This window comes from Psychroserpens sp. S379A (assembly GCF_049800755.1).
Taxonomy (GTDB): Bacteria; Bacteroidota; Bacteroidia; order Flavobacteriales; family Flavobacteriaceae; genus Psychroserpens.
Window position 1 is genome coordinate 77923 of the sequence record NZ_JBNAFQ010000003.1, and the last position, 24561, is coordinate 102483.

At 32.2% G+C, this 24561-nt stretch carries 24 protein-coding genes; 8 read left to right on the forward strand and 16 right to left on the reverse strand.

Annotation, left to right across the window (positions count from 1 at the left end; translation table 11 throughout):
* Nucleotides 1-60 precede the first annotated feature (60 nt).
* The 9 genes from ACP15M_RS09465 to ACP15M_RS09505 all read right to left on the reverse strand — a co-directional run bounded on the left by ACP15M_RS09465 (nt 61) and on the right by ACP15M_RS09505 (nt 8793).
* The gene (locus tag ACP15M_RS09465) at nt 61-1179 is read right to left on the reverse strand and encodes an imelysin family protein (RefSeq protein ID WP_425076967.1); all 1119 of its coding nucleotides are present in this window, start codon (nt 1177-1179) and stop codon (nt 61-63) included.
* A 94-nt stretch (nt 1180-1273) separates the two neighbouring features.
* On the reverse strand, nt 1274-2476 hold the full coding sequence (locus ACP15M_RS09470; RefSeq protein WP_425076968.1) for a DUF4856 domain-containing protein: 1203 nt from the start codon (nt 2474-2476) through the stop codon (nt 1274-1276).
* A gap of 114 nt (nt 2477-2590) precedes the next feature.
* Nucleotides 2591-2956, reverse strand: a complete 366-nt coding sequence (locus ACP15M_RS09475) for a hypothetical protein (protein WP_425076969.1) — start codon at nt 2954-2956, stop codon at nt 2591-2593.
* A gap of 14 nt (nt 2957-2970) precedes the next feature.
* Entirely contained in the window at nt 2971-3330 is a 360-nt protein-coding gene (locus tag ACP15M_RS09480) for a hypothetical protein (protein WP_425076970.1), read from the reverse strand.
* 1 nt (nt 3331) lies between these two features.
* Complete coding sequence (locus ACP15M_RS09485) at nt 3332-3685, reverse strand: DUF6686 family protein (RefSeq protein ID WP_425076971.1); 354 nt, start codon at nt 3683-3685, stop codon at nt 3332-3334.
* Nucleotides 3686-3695: 10 nt separating this feature from the next.
* Nucleotides 3696-5897, reverse strand: coding sequence for a PepSY domain-containing protein (locus tag ACP15M_RS09490; protein ID WP_425076972.1), 2202 nt, complete (start codon nt 5895-5897; stop codon nt 3696-3698).
* A 12-nt stretch (nt 5898-5909) separates the two neighbouring features.
* Nucleotides 5910-6395, reverse strand: coding sequence for a DUF2271 domain-containing protein (locus ACP15M_RS09495; protein ID WP_425076973.1), 486 nt, complete (start codon nt 6393-6395; stop codon nt 5910-5912).
* A 9-nt stretch (nt 6396-6404) separates the two neighbouring features.
* The gene (locus ACP15M_RS09500; RefSeq protein ID WP_425076974.1) at nt 6405-7877 is read right to left on the reverse strand and encodes an ankyrin repeat domain-containing protein; all 1473 of its coding nucleotides are present in this window, start codon (nt 7875-7877) and stop codon (nt 6405-6407) included.
* 7 nt (nt 7878-7884) lie between these two features.
* Nucleotides 7885-8793 (reverse strand): DUF6607 family protein, encoded by a 909-nt coding sequence (locus ACP15M_RS09505; RefSeq protein ID WP_425076975.1) that lies wholly within the window; start codon nt 8791-8793, stop codon nt 7885-7887.
* Nucleotides 8794-8927: 134 nt separating this feature from the next.
* Here ACP15M_RS09505 and ACP15M_RS09510 point away from each other — a divergent pair, with 134 nt between their 5' ends.
* The gene (locus ACP15M_RS09510; RefSeq protein ID WP_425076976.1) at nt 8928-11027 is read left to right on the forward strand and encodes a TonB-dependent receptor plug domain-containing protein; all 2100 of its coding nucleotides are present in this window, start codon (nt 8928-8930) and stop codon (nt 11025-11027) included.
* A 4-nt stretch (nt 11028-11031) separates the two neighbouring features.
* On the forward strand, nt 11032-12126 hold the full coding sequence (locus ACP15M_RS09515; RefSeq protein WP_425076977.1) for an HmuY family protein: 1095 nt from the start codon (nt 11032-11034) through the stop codon (nt 12124-12126).
* Nucleotides 12127-12185: 59 nt separating this feature from the next.
* On the opposite strand, the gene ACP15M_RS09520 is transcribed toward ACP15M_RS09515, so the two are convergent.
* A complete protein-coding gene (locus ACP15M_RS09520) occupies nt 12186-13049 on the reverse strand; it encodes a hydroxymethylglutaryl-CoA lyase (protein ID WP_425076978.1) in 864 nt (287 codons plus the stop codon).
* Between the two features lie 43 nt (nt 13050-13092).
* Entirely contained in the window at nt 13093-13719 is a 627-nt protein-coding gene (locus ACP15M_RS09525; RefSeq protein WP_425077190.1) for a LysE family translocator, read from the reverse strand.
* 94 nt (nt 13720-13813) lie between these two features.
* Between ACP15M_RS09525 and ACP15M_RS09530 the strand changes: the two genes are divergently transcribed.
* The gene (locus tag ACP15M_RS09530; RefSeq protein WP_425076979.1) at nt 13814-14764 is read left to right on the forward strand and encodes a spondin domain-containing protein; all 951 of its coding nucleotides are present in this window, start codon (nt 13814-13816) and stop codon (nt 14762-14764) included.
* A gap of 253 nt (nt 14765-15017) precedes the next feature.
* Here the strand turns inward: ACP15M_RS09530 and ACP15M_RS09535 are convergent, their stop codons facing one another.
* The gene (locus ACP15M_RS09535; RefSeq protein WP_425076980.1) at nt 15018-16058 is read right to left on the reverse strand and encodes a quinone-dependent dihydroorotate dehydrogenase; all 1041 of its coding nucleotides are present in this window, start codon (nt 16056-16058) and stop codon (nt 15018-15020) included.
* Nucleotides 16059-16181: 123 nt separating this feature from the next.
* On the opposite strand from ACP15M_RS09535, the gene ACP15M_RS09540 reads away from it, so the two are divergent.
* The 3 genes from ACP15M_RS09540 to ACP15M_RS09550 all read left to right on the forward strand — a co-directional run bounded on the left by ACP15M_RS09540 (nt 16182) and on the right by ACP15M_RS09550 (nt 19000).
* A complete protein-coding gene (locus tag ACP15M_RS09540; RefSeq protein ID WP_425076981.1) occupies nt 16182-17012 on the forward strand; it encodes a universal stress protein in 831 nt (276 codons plus the stop codon).
* A 137-nt stretch (nt 17013-17149) separates the two neighbouring features.
* Nucleotides 17150-18397, forward strand: a complete 1248-nt coding sequence (pepT, locus tag ACP15M_RS09545) for a peptidase T (protein WP_425076982.1) — start codon at nt 17150-17152, stop codon at nt 18395-18397.
* A 3-nt stretch (nt 18398-18400) separates the two neighbouring features.
* Nucleotides 18401-19000, forward strand: a complete 600-nt coding sequence (locus ACP15M_RS09550) for a YdeI/OmpD-associated family protein (protein WP_425076983.1) — start codon at nt 18401-18403, stop codon at nt 18998-19000.
* Nucleotides 19001-19085: 85 nt separating this feature from the next.
* On the opposite strand, the gene yajC is transcribed toward ACP15M_RS09550, so the two are convergent.
* The 4 genes from yajC to ACP15M_RS09570 all read right to left on the reverse strand — a co-directional run bounded on the left by yajC (nt 19086) and on the right by ACP15M_RS09570 (nt 22162).
* Complete coding sequence (gene yajC / locus ACP15M_RS09555) at nt 19086-19367, reverse strand: preprotein translocase subunit YajC (protein ID WP_425076984.1); 282 nt, start codon at nt 19365-19367, stop codon at nt 19086-19088.
* A 20-nt stretch (nt 19368-19387) separates the two neighbouring features.
* Nucleotides 19388-19882, reverse strand: a complete 495-nt coding sequence (locus ACP15M_RS09560; protein ID WP_425076985.1) for a DUF1573 domain-containing protein — start codon at nt 19880-19882, stop codon at nt 19388-19390.
* A gap of 139 nt (nt 19883-20021) precedes the next feature.
* The gene (gene nusB, locus ACP15M_RS09565) at nt 20022-20966 is read right to left on the reverse strand and encodes a transcription antitermination factor NusB (protein ID WP_425076986.1); all 945 of its coding nucleotides are present in this window, start codon (nt 20964-20966) and stop codon (nt 20022-20024) included.
* Nucleotides 20967-21058: 92 nt separating this feature from the next.
* Entirely contained in the window at nt 21059-22162 is a 1104-nt protein-coding gene (locus ACP15M_RS09570; protein ID WP_425076987.1) for a Glu/Leu/Phe/Val family dehydrogenase, read from the reverse strand.
* Between the two features lie 132 nt (nt 22163-22294).
* Here ACP15M_RS09570 and ACP15M_RS09575 point away from each other — a divergent pair, with 132 nt between their 5' ends.
* Together ACP15M_RS09575 and ACP15M_RS09580 are read left to right on the forward strand one after the other, a co-directional pair.
* Nucleotides 22295-24049 carry an ABC transporter ATP-binding protein gene (locus ACP15M_RS09575; protein WP_425076988.1) on the forward strand — a complete coding sequence of 585 codons (1755 nt, stop codon included), beginning with the start codon at nt 22295-22297 and terminating at the stop codon, nt 24047-24049.
* 72 nt (nt 24050-24121) lie between these two features.
* On the forward strand, nt 24122-24526 hold the full coding sequence (locus ACP15M_RS09580) for a PUR family DNA/RNA-binding protein (protein WP_425076989.1): 405 nt from the start codon (nt 24122-24124) through the stop codon (nt 24524-24526).
* Nucleotides 24527-24561 lie beyond the last annotated feature (35 nt).

Here is a 24561-nt window from a genome sequence, read left to right on the forward strand (position 1 = left end):
ATTCTTAAATGATTACAATATATCATCAAAGAATCTTTAATCATTTATTTTTTATTCTCCTTAATCTCCATCAGCATCAACAAAATCAACACTAATATTCATGGCTTGAATCATGTCTACTTTTAATAACACGACTGCTGTTTGAAGAGCATCATAAGCTTCGGTCATTTTAGTATTATCTGTTTGCACTTGTTGAGAAAAGCTATCATCTAAAACCTGTATTTTAACTCTAGCTTCATTAAATTGATTATTAATTAGTGTAGCTAAATTTTCTCCTTGACTTATCGTGTTTAAAAAATCTAAGTAACTTTTAAAGCTTTCTGAGGTTTGATTGTTCGCATAATGTTTTCCATTAAAAAAATCTTGAACAGCATCTAAAGCTGTTAAAGCTAAAATTTTAGAAACCTCTTTATTATAAAACCCTTCTACTTTATCACTAAGAGGTGTCGTTGAAAAGACTCCTGCAGGAATTCCAATTTTATTAGCTCTAAGTCCTTTTTCATAATAGAATAAAAAGTCGTTAGCCAATTTATTTGTAGAGCTTGTAGCAGAATTTCCTGAGCTAGCAACAAATTCGTCTCTGTAGGTTGTAGTCCAATCATTTATTACAATGTCTGTAAGACTTTGCATTTGATTAATCAAATCAGAAAGATACTGTAAATTTGCATTCGCATCTACACTAGAAGTATAAGCTTCAAGAATTGCAGAGTCATCTGCAGCTATACCATAAATCATATAGTCTACTGCAGGAAAACCTACTGCGTCATTATTATTTACATTGGTTAAATCATAACTACCTGAAGAAATATTGTTTTGAATATCTGAAACATTCGTTGGATAAATATTCATTTGGAACGCATAATTGATTTGTTCTGCTTTTCCAATATTAAACATTTCAACATATTGCCATTTTGTATAAGCGTCAAGCCAAGAGGTTCTTAAATCTGTTAATGTATTTTGATTTGGAGCGGCTAAAAATTCATTCTTATCCGTTACCATTTCATCTAACTGAAGTGAAAAATCCTGATATGCTGGGATAATAATATTATCTGCCCAATTGACAAGCATGGCTTGTCTGTTAAACTGATCTTGATTACCATCATCTGAATCACTACTATCTGAACTACATGCAAACAGAAGTGCAACTATAAAAAAAGGCAATACTAATTTCTTTATCATAACATTATTTGTTTTCAATTTCGGCTTGCAAAGATAATTAAGCAGACACATTCTACCTAGAATAGTGCCTGCTTTTAGACTAATTCACTTAAAATTAACTTGCAGCTTCAACCATTGATATACCAAATACATCTGCAATATCTTGAGAGATTGCATCTAGTGTTTCATTTGAAACATCCCAGAAACCATTACCTTCCATCAGTTCAGAAATCATTGTATCAACTTCTATCTTTGTAAAATAAGGGTCATCACTATTTGGCTGACGTGTAAACTGAAGGCTGTAAATAAATCCAAATCCTTCAGATAAATCATGAAATGCTCCAGCTTGATTACCACCATTCATCGCTATTTTTCCTTGTTGTAAATAGTAAATTGCTCTAATGGCAATAATTTTAGAAACCTCTTTTCTAATAATATTTGCTTGTTGATCACGAACTGTGTATTCTTTAGCAACAATTGCAGCTCTTCCTAATTTAAAAGCATTATATATGTTGCTAGCTATACCTGTGAAATCTTCATCACTATCTACTTTAGATAAATACTTATTTAAAAAACTATCTGCTTCTAACATTGGAACTTCAGCATTGTCTGTACCATACAAATACCCAAAAGCTTCATCCCACTTATGCTCCATTGTAGTGTAATTTTTCCCTTCAGCTAAAATTTCTGCATCATTATTAGCTCTATTTTCACCAGCATCAAGAACAGATGTACTCAAATAGTTATTAAGCATTTGGTCTACCATTAGAGCACCAATTAAAGCTTTATTAACAGCTTGATTGTATTCTAACCCTTTTTCATTTACGTAGCGAATTGAACCACCTCCAGCTTCTTGTATTTGTCCAGCAACTCCAGAAACAGCATTTGTATTCCAATTAGGATACACATCATTAACTTGAGCAGCAATCCAGCTATCAAAATCGGCTTTTATTGCATTAGCATCAGTAGTGTTTGCTGAGAAATAATCTGAAGAAGCAGCTGTTTTACTTCTAATACTTTTATTTGAGGCGTTTAAATCTGGATTAGAAAAACTTGCATTACCTTCTACATGCGCAAACATAGCATCAATTTGAGCTTCACTTAAAGTTTCATCTTTTAAGGCATTAATAAATTCTTGTCCCATCATGATTCTAGTCGTTTGACCACCATAACTTATGGTTGATTGACCATTTCTTTCAAAACTATAAGTTGCAGGAGCTACAACTTGAGGATCTGAATTAGTTGTAGAATCATCATCATTACTACATGAAGTGAATAAACCTACTAGAGCTAATAAAATTAAAGTGATTTTTTTCATTATTACGTTGGATTAGTTTTTATTTAGACTTGTTATAAATAATTTTTATTTCTGAGCGCAAATTTAAGATAGTATTTAACTTCTTCAAAATTTATTTAGATTAATTTTAAATAATTACATAATATCCAGTCTGTCAAGAAAATTTTGTAATTCAATTTGAAACAAAGTCCCTTCAAGTAGTTCCTTCATTTGCTCCATTTCAATATGACTCATTGCAAAACTTACGTCTGAATTTGGAATATGCATTAAGAGTGATTTACATGAACTATTTAATTCACAATCATTACAGCAACTCGTTTTTGCTTTATTTAAAGTACTATTCACTTCACACAATAGAGACTTTATTTGAGTTATTGAAACATATAAACAAGCAAGTCTGAATATAATTCGAATGTTGTTATCATTGTTGCTTAAGTCATCTACCCATTTAAATGACATTCCAAAATCGTTATGGTATAACGTGTTGATATCTTCCTTCATTTAAAATTTTCATGTTATTGGTTATACAATTTTTGAGAAATTTCGCAACTGTTCAAATGTTCAACCTGTTTGAGTGTGCCTTTTAAAAACTCTAATAAAGCGTTCATATCACAGTTTGAATTATGATTCAGAAGCAAACTAAAATCTGGATGATATTTCAAAAGATATAACGGATTATGAACCTCATTTTTTGAAGGATTATTAATAAGCATTTGATTCACGATATTGGTAAGGTTTACGACGTCTGATTTTGAAAGTGCTAAAAATTTATTTTTATAAACCATCATAATTTTTGAAAAATCGGCATCTACAGCTCTCTTTAATTGAAAAGCAATACCTACTGTATTGTAATATATCGTATGAAAATCATTCATTTTAATTAATAATTAGAGTATAATCAATATCTACAAGTCTTAGAAACCTAATTGTATTAACTTGCTCTGTATTAAGTAATACTTTTAATTCGGTTAACTCTTGTTTATTAAACATGAGTACCAAATTTGATTGTTGTGTAGGAATGGGAATTTTTCGTCTTAATCTAGTACAAGCGTATTTGTCTTCCCAAAACGCAATTTCTAACTCATTTACATAGGACTTAAATTTCAAAAATTCCTGTTTCGTGAACTCTAGATATATGTTGTTGTATTCTAAATGAAATATTTTACAATTTTTACAAAAGGTCAATTCTCCATTTTTAGTCTTGCTTAAAATTTTGATTTTGTGACACATAAAGTTTTATTTAATAACAATCTGTTTTGATTTGTCCCATTTTTTCAAAGTCGCTTAAGGGTTTGTCTAATACTGATTTTGTTATATTATCTAAAGTTTCAAAAACGTCTTTCTGCATAGCTATAGAACCACAAATCATAATGACACCTTCATTTTTCAAATGATTAGCAAAGAACTTGAATCGCTCTTTTATTAAATCTTGCACATATTGTTGATTCGTTTCTTGAGAATAAGCAATAGCAATACTTGAAAGGTGTTTTTTGGTAATAGCTTTATCAATATCATCCTTATATAAATTGAAAGACGCCTTTGTTCGTCCTCCCCAAAATAAGTGAAGGTTTTTTCGCTTTTTATTGTCGTTCATCATTCCTAAAAAAGGCGCTATTCCTGTGCCATTAGCAATCATGACAACTTCACTTTTATGCTTTGGAAAATGAAACGCTGTGTTTTGTTGAATCTCAGCATTTAGGATGTCGCCTTTTACAAGCTGATTTAGATAATTAGAACACAATCCTTGATCGTGTTTTTTTATGCTTAACAAGATGCGATCCTCTTTTTTTCCAATAGAATACAATCTTGGAGATTGATCTTTATCTATAGCTATTGAAAGCAAATCACCAGATTTAAATTTGAGTCGCTTACTAGGACGTAATTCAATTAAAAATGTAGAATCGAGATTAAGCTCTGTTTTGTTTATGACTGAAAACTTATGCTGTTTATTGCGTTTTGGTTTAAACATTAGGTCATCAATATTGAGCTCTAAATTATTAGCCTCACTCCAATTCTTAACCCAGTGTTTAAAGGTTGTTTCAGACTGATTATTGATTTTATGCAAGGGTAATTTTGGTGTAAACATGTCATACTTTTGAAGTAAGCCATCAACTAGAATGGCATACTTACAATAATCTGGATATAAGAGTGAACCAAAGCCAAGAACAGCATATTCAATAGGATTAGATTGCGCAGTAATACGCAATTTACTTTCAAACTGATTGGCAGATAAAGGCGCATCACCTTCGCCATAAGTTGATGTAAAAATCACCAATTGTTTTGCGCTTTCGAAATTGGTATAATGATTCAGATCCGTTAAATAAACTTTTTTATTCAACTTCAAAAGGGCATTAAAAAATAACTTAGCGAAACGATAGGTTGTTCCTGTTTCAGAACCAACTAAAATGATATACTCAGCATCATCCTTATCATATTTATTAAGCACACGCTTTGACGTTTTTAATCGTTTTAAACTCATTGCAAAGCCTGAATAAATAAAAAATAAGATTCCTAAGCAGACTACAAATAACACTACAGACCAAACAATACTGCCTTGTCCTGTGTGTAATTTTAGGCTCCAAAAAGAAGTCCAATGCATCCAAGGATAGTGCTGTTCACTTAATATTTTTCCTGAGTACTGATGTATTAATAATTCTTTGTCGCTAAGCTTAACAAAGAAGTAGTCTTCTGGATCTTCTGAAAAAGGAAACTCCACCAATTGAACATCTGCTATTGCAATTGTTTTGAAGATTTCTAATTCGTGATGTGATTTGGTTTCTGAAAACGAATCCTGCTGTATCGTATTAGTGCTATGTGAAATATTAGATTCTGGTAACAGCGAAAACTTTTCCAACGACAGATAAACACCAGAAACTGCGACAATAAGCATTGGAACAAGCAACCATCTGCCAAAAACAACGTGATAATACTGCTCAAAATTTTCGTTTACAACTTTAGAAAAAAACCGTTGAAGACCACCTTGACGCTTGGCAATCAATACTACACCAGAAACAGCCATCAAGATTAAAAAAAAGGACACAAAACCAACAATACATCTTCCTGTAGATTTTAGAAACAACGAACGATGCAGGTTGGTCGTAAACTTAAAAATAGGTGCTTTTTCGATAATGCTTCCGAGTGACTCACCAGATTTAGGATGAATGTAAAACGTATCACTTTCACCTTTAGAAGTGATAACAGAAGCAGAGACAAAATCGTTTCCATCCTTCTGAATCGTAAACACCTCCTCATTACTCTGACTAAGACTTTCTATGGCTTGCGAAAGTGTGATGTTTTCAAGTCCAGATACCTTAAATTCCTGAAACTGATTTGAAATGGGTTCAAAAGCTAGAATGGCTCCAGTGACTGAAGCCAAAATCAAAAAAACAGACGTTATTAATGCTAAGGCAAAATGACTAAATCTCCAAATAGAAATGGTCATAAACTTGATGATTTATTGAGGCATCATACGAATGTAACGTATGAATCCATTTCCATTAATTTTACTCTTTAAATTTTGAGAAGTCAATTCAAACTCTACATCATCTTGGTAATATTCTTGATCTTCGACAGCAGATTCGAATCGGAGTTTGTATCCTTTATCTAATTTATCGTTATCAATCTCAATAACACTAATAGCGCGTTCTCCTCCACTAATCGTCGCACCTGTAATGGCATCTAAATCAGCTCTAACTTTACCTTGAAACTGCCACCAAGATTCAACCGTATTGTACCATTCGTCATCATCACCTTTAACTTGTAAGGTTTTTTCATATGCACCTTCAGGATTAATTAATGAAATTACAATGTAAGCACCTTCGCCAGAATAATTGGTCATTTGAATCATGCATTTGTATTTTTCAGAATCGGAAAAGGTTTTAAACGACGTTAATCCTATCGCAAGGACACATAAGATTATAAATATATATAAGTGTTTCATTAGTGGTTTTTATTTTAAAAATTCAACAGAGACTTTATTCTTTTTGAGCAACTCATTTTCAAGTGCTAAATCGTAAGCCGTTTCTTCAAAATCTGTGGTTGCCGTTTTAGTAGCGCCATTTTCAATAAGATACTTGAGCATCGTGTTATCTTTGGAGGTCATCGCTGCCAAGTGCAGTGCAGTATAGCCTTGCGCATTTTTAGCATTAATATCTTGTTTCATTTTCAATGCCAACTTTAGTAAATCTAAGCTTTGTTTATCTACAGCCATGTGAAACCAAGAATTCCTATTATCTTGAACCGTTTCAAGCTCAAATCCGTTAGTTTTTAATAATTCCATTTTATTAAAAAATGCTTCAGAATTGTCCTTAGAAAACGATTGCGCTAGATAATAGCTTATATTATTTCCATCCTTATCTGTAATTGAAGGTTTTGCGCCTTTATCCAATAAAAAAGCGACTACTTCTGGAGCATTATTTTGAACTGCTAGTGACAATGCTGATTGTCCTTTCTTGTTAACACTATTGATCTCTTTGGCATGCTCTACCAATACCTTAACAATCTCCATACTATTTCTTGAAGCAGCATTCATAAGTGCTGTATTACCATTTGTATCTTTAGCATCAACGTCTAAGCCTTTAGATAGCAAATACGATACAAGTGCGAGGTCTTTGTTTCGTGAAGCGACGATATGTAATGGTGATATTCCTTCGCTATTTACAGTATTAACTTGAAGTCCAAGACTTTCTAAAAACTTATAAACTTCAATCCCATTGATATTTCTGCGTGTTCCATAAGCTGCATAGATAAAAGCTTGATCTGAACCTTTGATGCCTTTTTCAAGTAAAGCATTCATCATTTTAATGTTTCCTGTTTTAGCCACATAATTAAACACACCATTTCCATCACGATCTACACTATGAATGTCTAAACCTTGAGCAGTAAAGTAGTTAATTAACTTAAAATCTTGATCACTAGGAGCAGCCAATAATAAAGCATTAGCACCATTTGGTGTTAGATCGATTTTGGGTTGAATCCCATTGGCAATACACAAATCATAAACTTTAGTATTCTGTTGACCCGTTGATGCAGCAAAGTTTAAAATGGAATTCCCTTTATCGTCTATAACATCTGTTTTTGCACCTTGATTAAGCAAATAGGTCATAAAATCAACATTGCCTTTGTATGCTGCCCAAAAAATATAAGTACGACCATCATGTGTGATTTTGTTGACATCATTTCCTGGTTGTTTTACCATATACGCAATGGTTGCATTGTCAACATTTTCTAATAAAGCATAAACCACAGGATCAAAAGCATACGAATTGAGTTCAGAAATATCGTGACCTTCTTCAATTTGAGTTTTTACTTGCTCTAACGAAGGATTTGATTTCCAATAATCGCGATTGAGAAAAACATTCTCGTTTTGCGAAAAACAAGTCAAGCATAGAAAAAAAGCTAACAGCGTAAGACGTATTTTCATGGTGCTCTTATTTAGTTTTTACAAATGACTCAATAATGGCATTGATCGCATCAGCTTTGACCAATTCGTCATCAAATAAATATTTAAACAACACTTTATTATCGACCTTAGTTTCTAATTCAAGATTGGTATTTCGGTTGTAAACCTCATCCCATTTAGCTCTTACTGAAGCCCATTTATCGTAATTGGTTTTCCACCAGTCTTTAGCAGCTTGACATCTACTGTCATCAACTTTAACGTAAGTATTATAGCCTTTTTCATTAGCTAAAATCACATCTTCTGTGCCTTCTTCTCTAATGACCTTAGCATTATCTTGATCGTGAACCCAACCATAATCTGTTATCTCGTGACGATTTCCTCTTAACGTAATATTATAGTCACTACGTTTTGTGTATTCACGTCTTGGTAAAGGTGCTGGCGTGGTATTTTCCCAAAAACTTTTTCCGTCAACATGAACCCAAGTTGCAGAACCTTCATAACGCGGACTATCATCGACTTGAAATACTTTTTGTGTCCATTGCCCTTCTACGTTGTCATTAGACTTTTTTGTGTAAGTCCATCTATTATTTGCATTATACATGTATAAATTGGTGTTTTCATACAACCAATCTTGTCGCCAATGTTTTACAATATATGGTTCGGCAGGATTACCAACTTGAAGTAAATGCTGAATTGAAATTTTATTGTCGCTATCAACAACAAGTTCAGCCCATTCTAAACCTTTATCAACTTTAGTTTTTGAAGGTTTATATAATGAATCTTGGCTATACGAAAATGTTTCTGCAAAATTGAACGTCACTTCAAAACAGCCACACATAGCTTTGATAGCGTTTTGATCTTGTTCTTTTTTGTTTTGAGCAAATGCTATTGTAAACACAGATAAACATAGGATAGAAAGTACTGATAATCGTTTCATAATTGGTTTTTGAAAAATTTTAAAAAAATTGAATTCTTATTTAGATTAAATTAAAATAACTTATATATTTGCCGCAAATCTAATTAAGAATGAGTCTAAATAAAAATAATTTTTGCTTTTATTTTTTATTTTTTTTGATAAGCTTCTGCTACTCCCAAGAAACAAAGGAAACGGAACAGGATTCAATAAAAACCCAAGAATTAAACGAGGTTGTTGTCACAGGTCAATACAATCCGCAATCCATCAAAAAATCAGTTTATAATGTTAGAGTTATCAACAAGGAGCAAATCAAGCAAATAGCAGCTGTTAATGTGGCCGATTTGTTAAACTTCAACCTAAACCTTAACATCATTCCTAATGCTCAAAATGGACGTTCTACAGTGTCGTTTTTCGGACTAGACGCGCGTTATTTTAATGTGCTTATAGATAACATTCCTATTGTGAGTGATAATGGTGTAGGTAGTGATATTGACTTAACACAAATTAATCTTGATGATGTTGAGCGTATAGAAATTGTAGAAGGCTCAATGGGAGTTCAATATGGTGCTAACGCCATGTCTGGAGTTTTAAATATTATCACGAAGAAATCTTCTGAACACAAATGGCGAATAAACGCCACTATACAAGAAGAAACGGTTAGTGATGAATACGAATGGTTTGACAAAGGAAGACATATACAAGGTGTGACACTATCTCATAATTTTAATGATAATTGGTATGCTAGTGTAGGTTTTAACAGAAATGATTTTGCTGGATTCTTTAATAATCGTCAAGGACGCGACTATATTGAAAACGATAATTTACGAGGTTATGAGTGGCTGCCAAAAGAACAAATTACAACAAACGCTTTAATCAATTACAAGAAAAATAATCATCAATTTTTTTACAAGTTTGAGTATTATAATGAAACCATAAACTTTTACAATGCCACTGTTAGAAACAATGTTGATACACAAACATCAACCATAAACCCTTCAGCTACAGATCGAAATTACACAACCAACCGGTTGTTTAATCATTTAAATGGTTCTGGTGTATTTAATTCTGGTATACGCTATAATGTTTCGTTTTCATACCAAAAGCAAAAACGACGTTTGAATGAATTCAATTATTTCATATTAACGCAAGAAAAAACTGCCGAAATTGATGAGACAAATCAGTCAGGTGAAGTTTTCTTTTCAAAAGGAACCTTGAGTAATTTATTTAAAGGAGCACATTTTAATGCACAAGCAGGATATGAATTCACCTATCAAGAAGGCTTTGATCGTGAAGCTGCTGGAGAGAATTTACTTAATCCTAAACGACACAGCATAAGTGATATTGCTGTTTTTGCTTCTTCTGAAATACAAATGAATGACCAATTAGCTTTAAGGCCAGGAATACGTGTTTTAAACAATTCTCAATTTGGCTTTAAGTCGGTTTATGAACTTACAGCAAGACAATTATTTAATAAAGGTTATGAATTAAGAGCAAATGTAGGCACTTCATATAGAGTTCCAGATTTCACTGAGCTGTACTACTATTTTGTAGATGCCAATCACGATGTTAGAGGAAATGAAGATTTAAAACCAGAAGAAGGCATTACCACCTTTTTAAGTTTAAAAAAGAAAAGTTGGATTAAAAATCGACTACGATTAGAAAACACATTACGATTATCTTACATAGACTTAAGTGACAAAATTGAATTATCAATCACTAACACACTGCCTTTACAATACAGATACATCAACATTGATAAGTATAGTTTTTTAGGTTTCACGACTACCAATTCACTTAAAAGCGACAATTGGAATTTATCTTTAGGCGCGACACTTTTCGGTATTTCAAGAACCTTATCTGACGAAGCTAATGCCAATGATAAGTATTTGTATCAATTTCAACTTAACTCGAGTATAAGTTATAACATTCCTAAGTGGAATACTATGATCTCTATGTTACTCAATTACAATGGTGAGCAACAAAATTATAGAGCTACAGGAGCTGATACTAATGGAAATTCTACATTCTCTCTTATTACAACAGATGCTTATGCATGGATGGATGCTTCTGTAAGAAAATCATTTTTAAAAAACAGCCTAGAAACAACATTTGGTGTTAGAAATCTATTTGATGTAACACGTGTTAATACAGATTATAGTTCTGGAGGAGGAACACATGACTCTAATGTCAACTCTATTCTTTTAGGTTATGGACGCTCATTTTATTTAAAATTATTATATAAACTCAATTTTTAAAACCATGAAACATAATTTTTTAACTGCTCTAGCAGTATTTAGCTTACTTTTTATTACAAGTTGTAGTAGTGACGATGATGCACCACAAGAACCAATTCAAATTACTATAGATGGAGCTACAGTTGCTCCAAACATTGGCAGTGCTAACATGACCAATCAAGTCTATATTGATTTAAGCACCAATACCACAACAGATATTAACCGTACAACTTGGGATTTAGGCTTTAGTTCGTCTCAGGATAGAGTTGTTATTAATGGTTCAATATTAATGATGGCAGCAAAACTTTCAACTACAGATATTAATGCGGTTTCTTCATCTGATGCTGAAGTACAAACAATTCAACCACAAGCTGAAGTTGGTAATTTTAATCCTGCTAACATGGCTTATATTGACGCACCTAATGGAAATCTTTCAGGTACTGCAATTGATGCCATTTCTGAAACAGATTCAGAGAACTTTGTATACCTTGTTAATTTAGGTTACGAAGTAGGAACGGAACAACCTGAAGCAGGTTCTTCCAATTACAAAGGAAGCGCTAGAGGATGGAAAAAAATAAGAATTCTAAAAAGCGGAAATGATTATACTCTGCAATATGCCGACTTAGATGATACTACTTTTGAAAGTATAACCATAGCCAAAAACGCTGACTATAACTTTACATTCTTTAGTTTCAATACTGAAACTTTAGTTAGTGTAGAACCTTTAAAGAATCATTGGGATTTATGCTATACTGTATTTACAGATGAAGCTGTATTTGGTGGTGACAGTTATGGTGCTTATGCTTATGCTGATTTTATTGTAAATAACATCAAGTCTGGAGCTACAGCCTACATGATTGACGAAACTACCGAAGGCATCACTTACGAAGATTTCACATTAGCAGATGTCAACGATGTAAACTTTGAGAACGATCAGAGAAATATTGGTAGTAGTTGGAGAAATGGTGGTGGACCAGGAACTTCACCTTCATTAAAAGAAGATCTCTTTTACGTTATTAACGATGCGAATGGTAATTACTATAAGTTACAATTTTTAGCACTTACAAATGCTGAAAACGTAAGAGGTAATGCAGAATTTGTATACAAATTATTACAGTAGGTATTTATTAAAACACTATTGATAAAAACCCTTGTTATACATGCTATAATGAGGGTTTTTTAATGATAATAATTAAAGATCTTTGACGCTTCATTATAAGCACTTTCAAAACTCATCGCATTAAGATGATTGTTCTTATTTGAAGTAAAATAAGACAATAGTTTTTCGGTTGGCATATTTCCAGTAAGCTCATCTTTAGCCATCGGACAACCACCAAAACCTTGAATGGCTCCATCAAAACGCATGCAGCCAGCTTTATAAGCCGCATCTACTTTTTCAAACCAAGTAGTTGGTGTGGTATGTAAATGTGCTCCAAACTCGATGTCTGGATACTTCGGAATCAAGTTAGAAAATAGGTAATCGATACTTTCAGGGTTTGAACTTCCAATGGTATCACTCAGAGATAATATCTTCACTCCCATGTTACTCAAACGTTCAGTCCACTCTCCTACAATGTTTACATCCCAAGGATCACCATAAGGGTTTCCAAATCCCATAGAAATATAAACCACAACTTCTTTGTTATGTTTTTGGGCTAGCTCTAAAATTTCTGACAAAGTAACCACAGATTGTGCAATGGTTTTATGCGTGTTTCGCATCTGAAAGTTTTCAGAGATTGAAAATGGATACCCTAAATAATTAATTTCAGGATGCTTACAAGCATCAGTCGCACCACGAGTATTGGCTATTATTGCTAACAATTTACTTTTAGTAGCACTCAAATCTAATTTTGATAACACCTCTGCAGTATCAACCATTTGCGGAATCGCTTTAGGAGAAACAAAACTTCCGAAGTCTATGGTATCAAAACCAACCCTTAAAAGGGATTGAATATATTGAACTTTTTTGTCTGTAGGAATAAAATCTTTAATGCCTTGCATGGCATCTCTAGGACATTCAATTATTTTAAGTGCTTTCTTCATTATTTATAGTCCAAATATAGTAATTAAGATTCTGTTTTTACATCTAATTTTTAGAGGCTAAAATTAAAACTGCAATCCCAACAAACACAATAATTTGCATCCATTTAAGATACAATCCAACATTGCTATGCTGTTTAATAAATTCTGAAATTGAACCAGCCAACATGGCAATAGATGAAAAAACAATTGCAGAAACAAACATAAATAACAAGCCTAAAACATAAAATTGTGAAATTGTACTTAAAGTGTTACTAAACAAAAACCCTGGAAAAAAAGCCAAAAAGAAAATAGATACTTTTGGGTTTAAGACATTCATAATAAAGCCTTGTTTAAATAGTTGAAGTAAATCCTTTTTAGGAACATTGTCTGAGCTCAACTTTAAATCAGATTTAGATGTATATGCTTTGTAAGCTAGAAAAAGTAAGTACAACGCACCAAATAGTTTGATGATAAAAAAAAGGGAGTCGTTTTCTTTTATAATTGCTGAAACGCCAAAGGCTACTAATGTTGTATGCACCAAACATCCAGATATTAAACCAGCTACAGTAGCTAAACCGAAAATCTTTCCGTTTACTATACTCTGCATTAATACATAAATATTATCTGGTCCAGGAGATATTGCCAATACCGAAGTGGCAAGTACAAATGATATTAAAAGGTCGTAATTCAGTATGTACAATTTTTTAGTAAAAATAATTAAAAAATACTGTAAGGATTAGAAAAACATTTACGACTTAAATACTTTATAACTAATCCATAAACACATGAAAAACTTTACTTTACAATTAAAATCCTTAATTCTTCTTATTTCAGTTTTACAGATTAGTGTAGCTTTTTCTCAATCTACAGCTAGATACAACATTACTTTTTCGAGTGTTTGGGAAAATGAAATTGTAGATCCTATAAATGGGAATAGTACTACTGCAATTCCTGGAAATGCACATTGGTCTAATCTTGTTGGTGCAACTCATAATAGCAATTATACTATGGTTGAAATGGGAACTTTAGCGTCTCTTGGTATTAAAAATGTTGCAGAAACAGGAAATAATGATGCGCTTATGACTGAAGTCTTGAATGAAATTAATAACACTGGTAATGCAGACCAATGGTTGCAAGAACCATTTTCTCCATTTGCAGCAATTAGCTCAGCAACACTAAGTGGTGTTGTAGTTTCTTCAGATTATCCTTTATTAAGTTTAGTATCTATGATTGCTCCTAGTCCAGATTGGATGATTGCTATTAATAGTATAAATTTAAGAGCAGGTGATTCTTGGCAAAATGAAATTACTATACCATTATTTCCTTATGATGCTGGAACAGATAGTGGTACAACTTACACTGCAAGCGATCAAGTTACAGTTCCTGCCGAGACTATTTCAAGTTTAGTAAATCAAACACCTTTTAACGCTAAACCCATTGGTACAATAACAATTACATTAGATCAAGTACTTAGTGTAGATAATCAAGAACTTGCTGAAGTGACATTGTCTCCAAATCCTTCTAATGGCTTGGTTAAAATCAATGCTTCAAATACAAACATTTTAAAAGAAGTTTTAGTATTTGATGTTTTAGGAAAGCAAGTTGAAGTGGTTATCAATCCAAATTTACAAGCCTCATTGAATTTAGATTTGAGACATCTAAATAAAGGTATGTATTTGGTAAGACTAGAGCTTAAAGATGGTTCACAAGCTACAAAAAGACTAGTGTTACACTAAAACATACAATTATAATCCGTTGTGCATTTTGATAAAATTCGTCATTTAGCTTCACTCAGTTCGACTTCGTCTCGTGTCGAGTGAATTTTACGATTGAAATTAGTAAAATTTGTATCGAGAAAAAGAATTTCATCTTAAAAAAAAGTTCTCGATACAATTTTTCGTCCCTCAAAACCACTCGAACTGACGTATGATGTTAAATTGAACTCAAAATGCACAACGGATAATTTTAATAAAAAAGCGAATCAGTAAGTTATTGATTCGCTTTCTTTATAATTGCTTTGTTGATTTGTTTAATTAGCTTCGGACCTTCATAAATAAAGCCTGTATAAATCTGAACCAAGTCTGCTCCTGCTTCAATTTTTTCTAAAGCGTCTTTAGCTGAATGAATACCTCCTACTCCTATAATAGGAAATGCTTTATTACTTTTTTCTGAAAGGTATTGAATAACTCGTGTTGATTTTTCTTTTATGGGCTGACCACTCAATCCTCCATTACCAATTTCTGTTAGTCGTTCTTCTGAAGCTTTTAAACCTGTTCTATCTACTGAAGTATTACTAGCAATAACACCATCTAAATTGGTTTCTTTAACGAGATCTATAATTTCATCTAACTGACTCGTATTTAAATCTGGTGCAATTTTTAATACAATAGGCTTTTGTTTGGCGAAAGTTTTATTGGCTGCTTGTACTTCTGAAATGAGTTCTAACAAATAATCTTTATCATTAAGCTTTGCATGACTACTCACGTTTGGACAACTCACATTGAGTACAAAATAATCTACATAAGGATGCAATCCATTAAAGCATTCTAAATAATCCTTCGTATAATCTTCTGGTTTCGTTTGTGTATTTTTTCCTATGTTTCCACCAATAATAAGCTGTCCTCTATTTTTTTTTAATTGATGAATTGCAGCTTCTAAGCCTTTATTATTAAAACCCATTCGGTTAATAATTCCTTTATCATCTTTAAGTCTGAATAATCTTTTCTTCGGATTTCCAACTTGACCTTTAGGAGTCACTGTTCCAATTTCAATAAAACCGAAACCAAAATTTGCTAGCTCGTTATACAACACTGCATTTTTATCAAAACCAGCAGCTAGACCTACTGGATTTTTAAAATGCAAATCAAACAACTGTCGTTCTAAGGATTTATGATTAACAGTATAAAGGCTTTTAAAAATAGATGTTACTCCGGGAACTTTGCATAAAAAACGAACTAACGAAAACGTGAAATGATGAATTTTTTCAGGATCAAAAAGAAAAAATAGTGGTCTTATAAGGAGTTTATACATGAGTATCAAGTTTCGCTACAAAAATAAGAATAACGATTAACAATTCATCTAAAACATGTAATTTGTCATAGAATATCTCTAAGAGATTCTTTACTTTTGAGTACTAATCAAATTAAACAACTAATGAAAAAAATCATAATACCTGTAGATTTCTCTCAACATTCAGAATATGCTCTTGAAGCTGCTGCTCTCCTTGCAAAAAAGTACAATTCTGAGCTAATTGTCATGCATATGTTAGAGCTTTCTGAGTCTATATTTTCTTCTTCAAGCTCAGAGAGAAATGAAGAAACTGCTTTTATGCTAATGGTTACCAATAAAAAATTTGAAAGCTTCCTAGACAAACCATATCTAGAAGGCATCTCAATTACACCAATGATCAAAAATCATAAGGTTTTAAAAGAAGTAGATGAAGTGGCTAGCGATCTAAAAGCCGACTTAATAGTTATGGGTTCTAGAGGTCATAGTGATCACGATGGTGTGTTTATAGGTTCTAATACCGAAAAAGTGGTACGTCATAGCAAAACACCATTACTTGTTGTTAAATCTAAACTAGAAAATATTGATTTTAAACATATCCTTTTAGCTACAGATTTTTCGTCTGAAAGTGCTACAGCAGCAAAAACAGCAATGGCATTATTAAGTAAACTCGGAAATAAAGTGACCTTACTGCATGTAAATCTTCCTGGTCAACATTTTTCAAGTACTGATGAAATTGAAGAGAAAATTTCCAATTTTCTTAGCGAAACAAATCACGAAGATTGGAAAGACAATATCGTATTAATTTCAGACTATAATGTTGAAGAAGCCATATTAAAATATGCAAATAAACATGATATTAACGCTATAGGTATGATTACAGAAGGTCGTACTGGTTTAAGCCATTTATTTGGTGGAAGCATTTCTGAAGATTTAGTCAATCATTCTAAATTGCCTGTATTTACATTTAGAGAGTAAAACAAACGATTAATCTTAAAAAAAGCATCTTAATTAATTTTAAGGTGCTTTTGTTTTTGTAGCATTTAGATTGATGTTTTTGCCAATAATACTTTCTAAATGCCATTTGAATTTTTAATTTTGAAAAAACTTCCATAATGATAAACAAGCAACACCTCATCAATAGATTTATAAGTTATGTTACTGTAGATACAGAATCTGATCCTGAAAGCGAATCCACACCAAGTACTGCTAAACAATGGGATTTAGCTAATGCATTAGCCGAAGAGCTTAAAGCCATTGGCTTAAGTGATGTGACTATTGATGACAAAGCCTATATCATGGCAACCTTACCAAGCAATGTAGATCACGACGTACCAACCATTGGTTTTATCTCTCATTTTGACACCTCTCCAGATTTTACTGGAGCCAATGTAAAACCACGTGTTGTTGACAATTATGACGGAAAAGATATTATATTAAATGAAGCTGAAAACATTGTGCTTTCTCCAGATTATTTTGACGACCTATTGCTATATAAAGGCAATACATTAATCGTTACTGACGGAACCACACTTTTAGGTGCTGATGATAAAGCAGGAATTACTGAAATTGTTTCTGCTATGGAATACCTTATTCAGCATCCTGAAATCAAACATGGAGACATTAGAATTGGGTTTACTCCAGATGAAGAAATCGGAAGAGGTGCACACCATTTTAATGTTGAAAAATTTGGAGCTGATTGGGCTTACACAATGGATGGCAGTCAGATTGGCGAATTAGAATACGAAAACTTCAATGCTGCTGGAGCCAAAGTACATATTAAAGGAAAAATCGTACATCCTGGTTATGCTAAAGGAAAAATGGTAAATTCAATGTACATCGCAACGACCTTTATTAATAGTTTACCAAGACTTGAAACACCAGAACATACAGAAGGTTATCAAGGGTTTTTCCATTTACATCATATCGATGGTAAGGTTGACGAAACAATCTTACAATATATTATACGCGATCATGACAAGGCGCATTTTGAAGCTCGAAAAGAAATGTTGAGCAAAGTTGCCAATGATATCAATTCTGAATATGGTCGAGAAGTCATTACTTTAGAAATTAAGGACCAGTACTTCAATATGAAGGAAAAAGTTGAACCTGTAATGCATATTGTTGATATTGCAGAAGAAGCCATGAAACAATTAAACATTGAGCCTTTAATTAAACCTATTCGTGGTGGAACAGATGGTTCTCAACTCAGTTATATGGGATTACCTTGTCCGAATATTTTTGCTGGTGGACATAATTTTCATGGACGATACGAATATGTTCCTGTTGAAAGTATGATTAAAGCTACTGAAGTGATTTGTAAAATTGCTGAATTGACAGCAATTAAATCATTAAATTCTTAAACAATGAAAAAAGTTCATTCCGTTGAAGAATACATCGAAAGTAATTCGCATTATGGTGAAGCTTTAGTAGTATTACGCGATATAATTACTAAAACCGAATTAGAAGAAACTCTAAAATGGAGTGCTCCTGTTTATACATTAAACGGAAAAAATGTGGTTGGACTTGGAGCTTTTAAAAACCATTTCGGAATTTGGTTTTTCAATGGTGTATTTCTCAAAGACGAGCATAATTTACTTGTAAACGCTCAAGAAAACAAAACTAAGGCCTTAAGACAAATGCGTTTTAAGTCTATTGAAGACATTGACAAAAATCTAGTCTTAGCTTATGTAAAAGAAGCTATTGAAAATCAGAAATTAGGTAAAGAAATTAAGCCTACTCGCAACACCAAAGCTATTGAAATTCCTGATGAATTAAACTCTGTGTTCAAAGCCAATTCAGACTTAAAAGCAAGTTTTGATGCGCTTACTCCTGGAAAACAACGTGAATATTGTGCTCATATTGCAGACGCTAAACGTGAAGCTACTAAATTTAGTAGAATAGAAAAAATAATTCCCATGATTCTAAATGGTGTTGGTTTGCATGATAAGTATAAAAATTGTTAGACAGACTTAACACTTTCTAGAAATAAAGCATAAAAAAAGCTCCAAAAGAAATTTTGGAGCTTTTTTACTTTATAATTTGAAAACCTTATTTTGTGGTTGCTGGAGTATTTAACTTCTTACTCATTTCCATAGAAATAGCAGAACGTTCAAACTTTATCTTTCCAGCCATAGTTTCAATGACACAGCTATTGTCTTTATCATTTAAATCAATAACTTTTCCGTGTAAGCCACTTTTAGTAATCACCTTATCTCCACGTTTTAATTCTGCTGCAAACTTTTTTTCTTGTTTAGCACGCTTCATTTGAGGCGCTATCATAAAAAAATACACTACAGCAAACATGGCTACAAAAGGTAGTAAATCCATCATAGGTTTTTACGCTTTATAATTTACTGAACTTTTTTTACTGCTGGTTTTGCTTTAGCAGGAGCATTTGGATCTGGCTCAACAAAAGCTTTAATCTTTACAACTTCTGAACCTTTTTCAGTATTTGTTGTTAAAGTAATACTTTTAGTTACCTGATTGCTTCCTTTACCATTAAATTTTACTGTAAACTCAGCAGAATCACCTGGAGCAATTGGGTCTTTATTCCAATCTGAAGGTACTGTACATCCACAAGTACTTTTAATGTTACTCACTACTAAAGGAGACTTTCCTGTGTTTGTGTACTTAAATTTAGTTTCAACTGGTGTACCATTTACAATAGTACCAAAATCATGCTCAGTTTCATCAAATGTAATTACTGGAAAATCTCCAGCAGTTGCATCTCTTTCGGCAGCAGCAGCTACATTATCTGAATTAATTTTACTCGCTGCATTTTCTTCTTTACAAGATGTAAAAGCGACCATACAAAGTGCACTTAATCCTAATATTACTTTTTTCATTGCTATAATTTTAAATTAAACGTTTAAAAATGATTTTTTATTTAAGGCGATAAAAGTAGTGATTATTTCATCGAATCAAAATTTTTTAGCATTTTTTTAGATGAACAAACAAACCTTAACACTCGATTTTTAAAGGATTTTATAGTAATCCTCTACCTACCTTATTGAACTTGTTTTCAGCTTTATATTCTTTCACAATTTTATCTAAAATCCCATTAATAAAATTGCTACTTTTTGGTGTAGAATACTCTTTAGCGATTTCTAGATACTCATTAATAGTTACTTTTACTGGTATCGATGGAAACTTCTGAAACTCGCAAATTGCCATTTGCATTAATATTGTATCTATTTGAGTGATTCGTTCTGAATCCCAGTTTTTGGTTTTAGATGCTATTTCAGAATTAAAGCTTCCTTGATTTAAAATTGTTTTGTTTAGTAAATCTATTCCAAATTCTCTATCGTCTTCATCTTTAAATAACTTTGGAAGAAAATGCTGCTCAGTAGTTGATGCCTTCACTTTTTTCAAAAGCTTCATTATACTAGTATTCACTACTGGAATATCATCTAACCATGTGAGCTTTTTATCTTCATAATAATCATAAAGCTTATCATTTGGCGCAATAATATCTTCAAAAATTGAAATTACAAAATCTTTATCTTCCTTAAATGTTGAAACAGAGGTCGACATATATGCTTTATAAAGATCACTTTCTGTTATGGCTTTAAAAATAAGGTCTACATATTCAAAATCTAAATACCAAGGATTGAGTTTACGATGCTCTAATTCAGAGTTTAGTGCTTCATTAGTGCTAAGTTGCACTAAAACTTCATTCTTAACAAATTTTTGATTTGGATGCTTTTCCTCCTGAGTTGCTAAAAACTTCTTTTGAGATTTGCTCTGCCTATCTTCTGCTTTTTTATGAACCTCAATTATTAATGATAATATGCTAAGGTATAAATCGTACATGTTATTTAAACTATCGTTTAAAAATTTGTCACATACATTTAAATTTTCGCTCTCTCCTCCTTTAAAAGCATAGAGTGCTTGCATGACTTTTATACGAATATGTCTTCTGTTTAACATGTAAAGAACTTTAAATAATATCGTTAAGAAATTATGATGTAACGTTAAATAACGTTTGGCAAAAATGCTATAATTTTAAGAGGGCAAAACAATTACTTGCTTTGCTCTCGCTTACGTGTTTCAATACGCTCGTTTGCAATATGCAGTGCAGCAACATTGGTTGTTACGTTATTTGCTTTCGCTCTAATTAAAATCTCTTCAGTAGTGTTAAAAATATTTTCCGTTTTACGAATAATTTCTTGTTTACCGTAGTTTTCTAATTCGGCATAAACATTTATAATTCCACCAGCATTAATTAAAAAATCAGGAGCATAAACAATACCTCTTTCTTGCAATTGTTTGCCATGTATATCTTCATTTGCTAATTGATTATTAGCTGCTCCAGCAATAATTTTAGCTTTTAGTTTAGGAATTGTATCATCATTAATCGTAGCTCCTAAAGCACAAGGTGCGTAAATATCCATTTCTTCAGAGTAAATATCGTCTCCTTGATAAATAGTTACATCGTACTTAGATTTTACAGCTTCTAAACGTTCTTGACTAATGTCTGAAATTGTAACCTTAGCACCTTCATTAGCTAAATGCTCAACTAAAGCTTCTCCAACATGCCCAATACCTTGAACAAATACAGATTTATCTTCTAAAATATCACTACCAAATTTAAATTTAGCTGCTGCTTTCATTCCCATAAAAACGCCATAAGCAGTAATTGGTGACGGATTTCCTGCGCCTCCTTTACTTTCTGAAATACCAGTAACATAAGGTGTCACTTCGCGAACTAAATCCATATCAGCAGTTGTCATTCCAACATCTTCTGCAGTGATGTATTTTCCATTTAAAGAATGTACAAATTCACCAAATTTTTTCATCAACTCTGGTGTCTTCTGCGTTTTAGCATCTCCAATAATAACGGCTTTTCCTCCACCAAGATTTAATCCAGTAATTGCCGATTTAAAAGTCATGCCACGAGAAAGCCTAAGCACATCGTTAAGCGCTTCCCATTCGTTATTATAACTCCACATTCTAGTACCTCCAAGTGCTGGTCCTAAAACTGTGTTATGAATACCAATTATTGCTTTTAAACCAGTATCTTTGTCGTTGCAAAAAACAATTTGCTCGTGATTATCAAATGATAATTGCCCAAATACTGGGTCTACTTTATGAAGTTCTTTTGAACTAATAATTTCTGAAGTCATGTGATTATATTTGAAGGCTAATTTGTAGTTTATTCAAAATAGCGAGCAAAAATAAATTAATATTAGAGTATTAACAAAATTATAGATGTAAAATTATGCATCTGTTAACAACTTGAGCTCCATTTTTTTTTAATGAAAGCATTAAAACACATCAATAAATACTTTTACAAATATAGATACCGCTTACTTTTAGGCGTTATCATTACCGTTTGTGCTAAAATATTTGCAGTATTCACGCCTAGACTTGTTGGGAAATCAATTAATATCATTTCTCAAGGACTTAATAATGAAATAAGCAATGAAGTCTTCAAACAAGAATTAATAACAAATATCATCTACCTTATTGGAGCTGCTGTCATTGCAGGTATCCTTACGTTTTTAATGCGTCAAACCATTATTAATGTTTCACGTTATATTGAATATGATCTAAAAAATGAAGTCTATCAACAATACCAACGTTTGTCTCTTAACTTTTATAAATCTAACAGAACAGGAGATTTGATGAACAGAATTAGTGAAGACGTCACTAAAGTTAGAATGTATACAGGACCAGCTATTATGTATACCATAAATATGATTACACTGTTTATAGTCGCTTTAATTTATATGTTTAGTGCTGCTCCTAAACTAACACTCTATACCATATTGCCTTTACCATTCTTATCGTATATTGTATATAAACTAAGCACAGTTATAAACAAGAGAAGTACCATTGTTCAAGAATATTTGTCGAACTTATCAACTTACACTCAAGAATCGTTTAGTGGAATCTCAGTAATTAAAGCATATGGTATTGAAGATGAAAACTATGTCGCTTTTAATACTCTTTCTGAAGAAAGTAAAGCCAAACAAATCGACTTAACCAAAGTTCAAGCACTGTTTTTTCCGTCAATGATTTTACTCATCGGGATTAGTAATATTTTAGTGGCTTACATTGGAGGCATGCAATATATAAATGGCGAAATAGAAGACATTGGAACCATTGCCGAATTTTTAATGTATGTAAATATGCTTACTTGGCCAGTAGCTACTGTTGGCTGGGTGACCAATTTGGTACAACAAGCTGAAGCTTCACAAAAACGTATTAATGAGTTTTTAAGACAAAAGCCTGAAATTAAAAACAACGCTTTAAAACCAACTCAAATTGAAGGGAACATCGATTTTAAAGACGTAACATTCACTTATCCAGATACTAATATTACAGCATTAAGCAAAATATCATTTTCACTTAAAAAAGGGGAAACATTAGCCATATTAGGAAAAACTGGCTCTGGAAAATCTACCATTCTCGATTTAATTGGAAGACTATACGATATTCAAAATGGTAGTATTACTATTGATGGAAACTCAATAGATCAAGTTAATTTATACAGTCTAAGAGATAGTATTGGTTATGTGCCTCAAGATGCCTTTTTATTTTCAGATACCATTGAAAATAACATCATGTTTGGTAAAGAAGATGCTACTGAAGCTGAAGTCATTGAAGCTGCTAAACTAGCTTATGTACATAAAAACATCAAGAAATTTTCCAATGGTTATAAAACCAAACTAGGCGAACGTGGCATTACACTTTCTGGTGGACAAAAACAACGAATTTCGATTGCTAGAGCTTTGATTAAAGCTCCTGAAATTATGCTGTTTGACGATTGTCTTTCTGCTGTTGATACCGAAACCGAAGAAAAAATTCTTAATAGTTTAAAGAAAGTCTCTCAAGGAAAAACTACAATTATTGTAAGTCATCGTGTGTCTTCTGCTAAAAATGCAGATAAAATTATTGTACTTGATGACGGAAAAATTGTTCAAAGCGGAACTCACGAACATCTCATTAATATTGATGGATACTACAAAGAACTTTATCTAAAACAACTCAACTCAAAAGAATTGTAAGTATTTGTTGTTTACTTTACTTTTTTTTTAGATTTTTGAAGCTATAACAACTCAAAAAAATAAAATTTAGCTATGAGTGATTACGGAATGATGGATAAAGAAGAAATTTTTTCAAAAGTATTAAGAGCAGGACGACGAACTTACTTTTTTGATGTAAGATCAACCAAAGCTGGAGATTACTACTTAACAATTACCGAAAGTAAAAAATTCACAAATGACGATGGATCTTTCCATTATAAAAAACATAAAATCTACCTCTACAAAGAAGATTTTAATGAATTTAATGATATATTAAAAGAAATGACAGATTACATCATTGCCGAAAAAGGTGATGAAGTCATTAGTGAAAGACACCAAAAAGATTTTAAAAAAGAAGATTACAATACAATTTCTGATGATGTAGCTGAAGGTGGCGAAGCTTTAAACAATGCAGATTCTGCCGACAAGTTTACTGATATCAATTTTGAAGACATTTAATCAACACTTTTGTTAAAAACTAACTTAAACCGTTA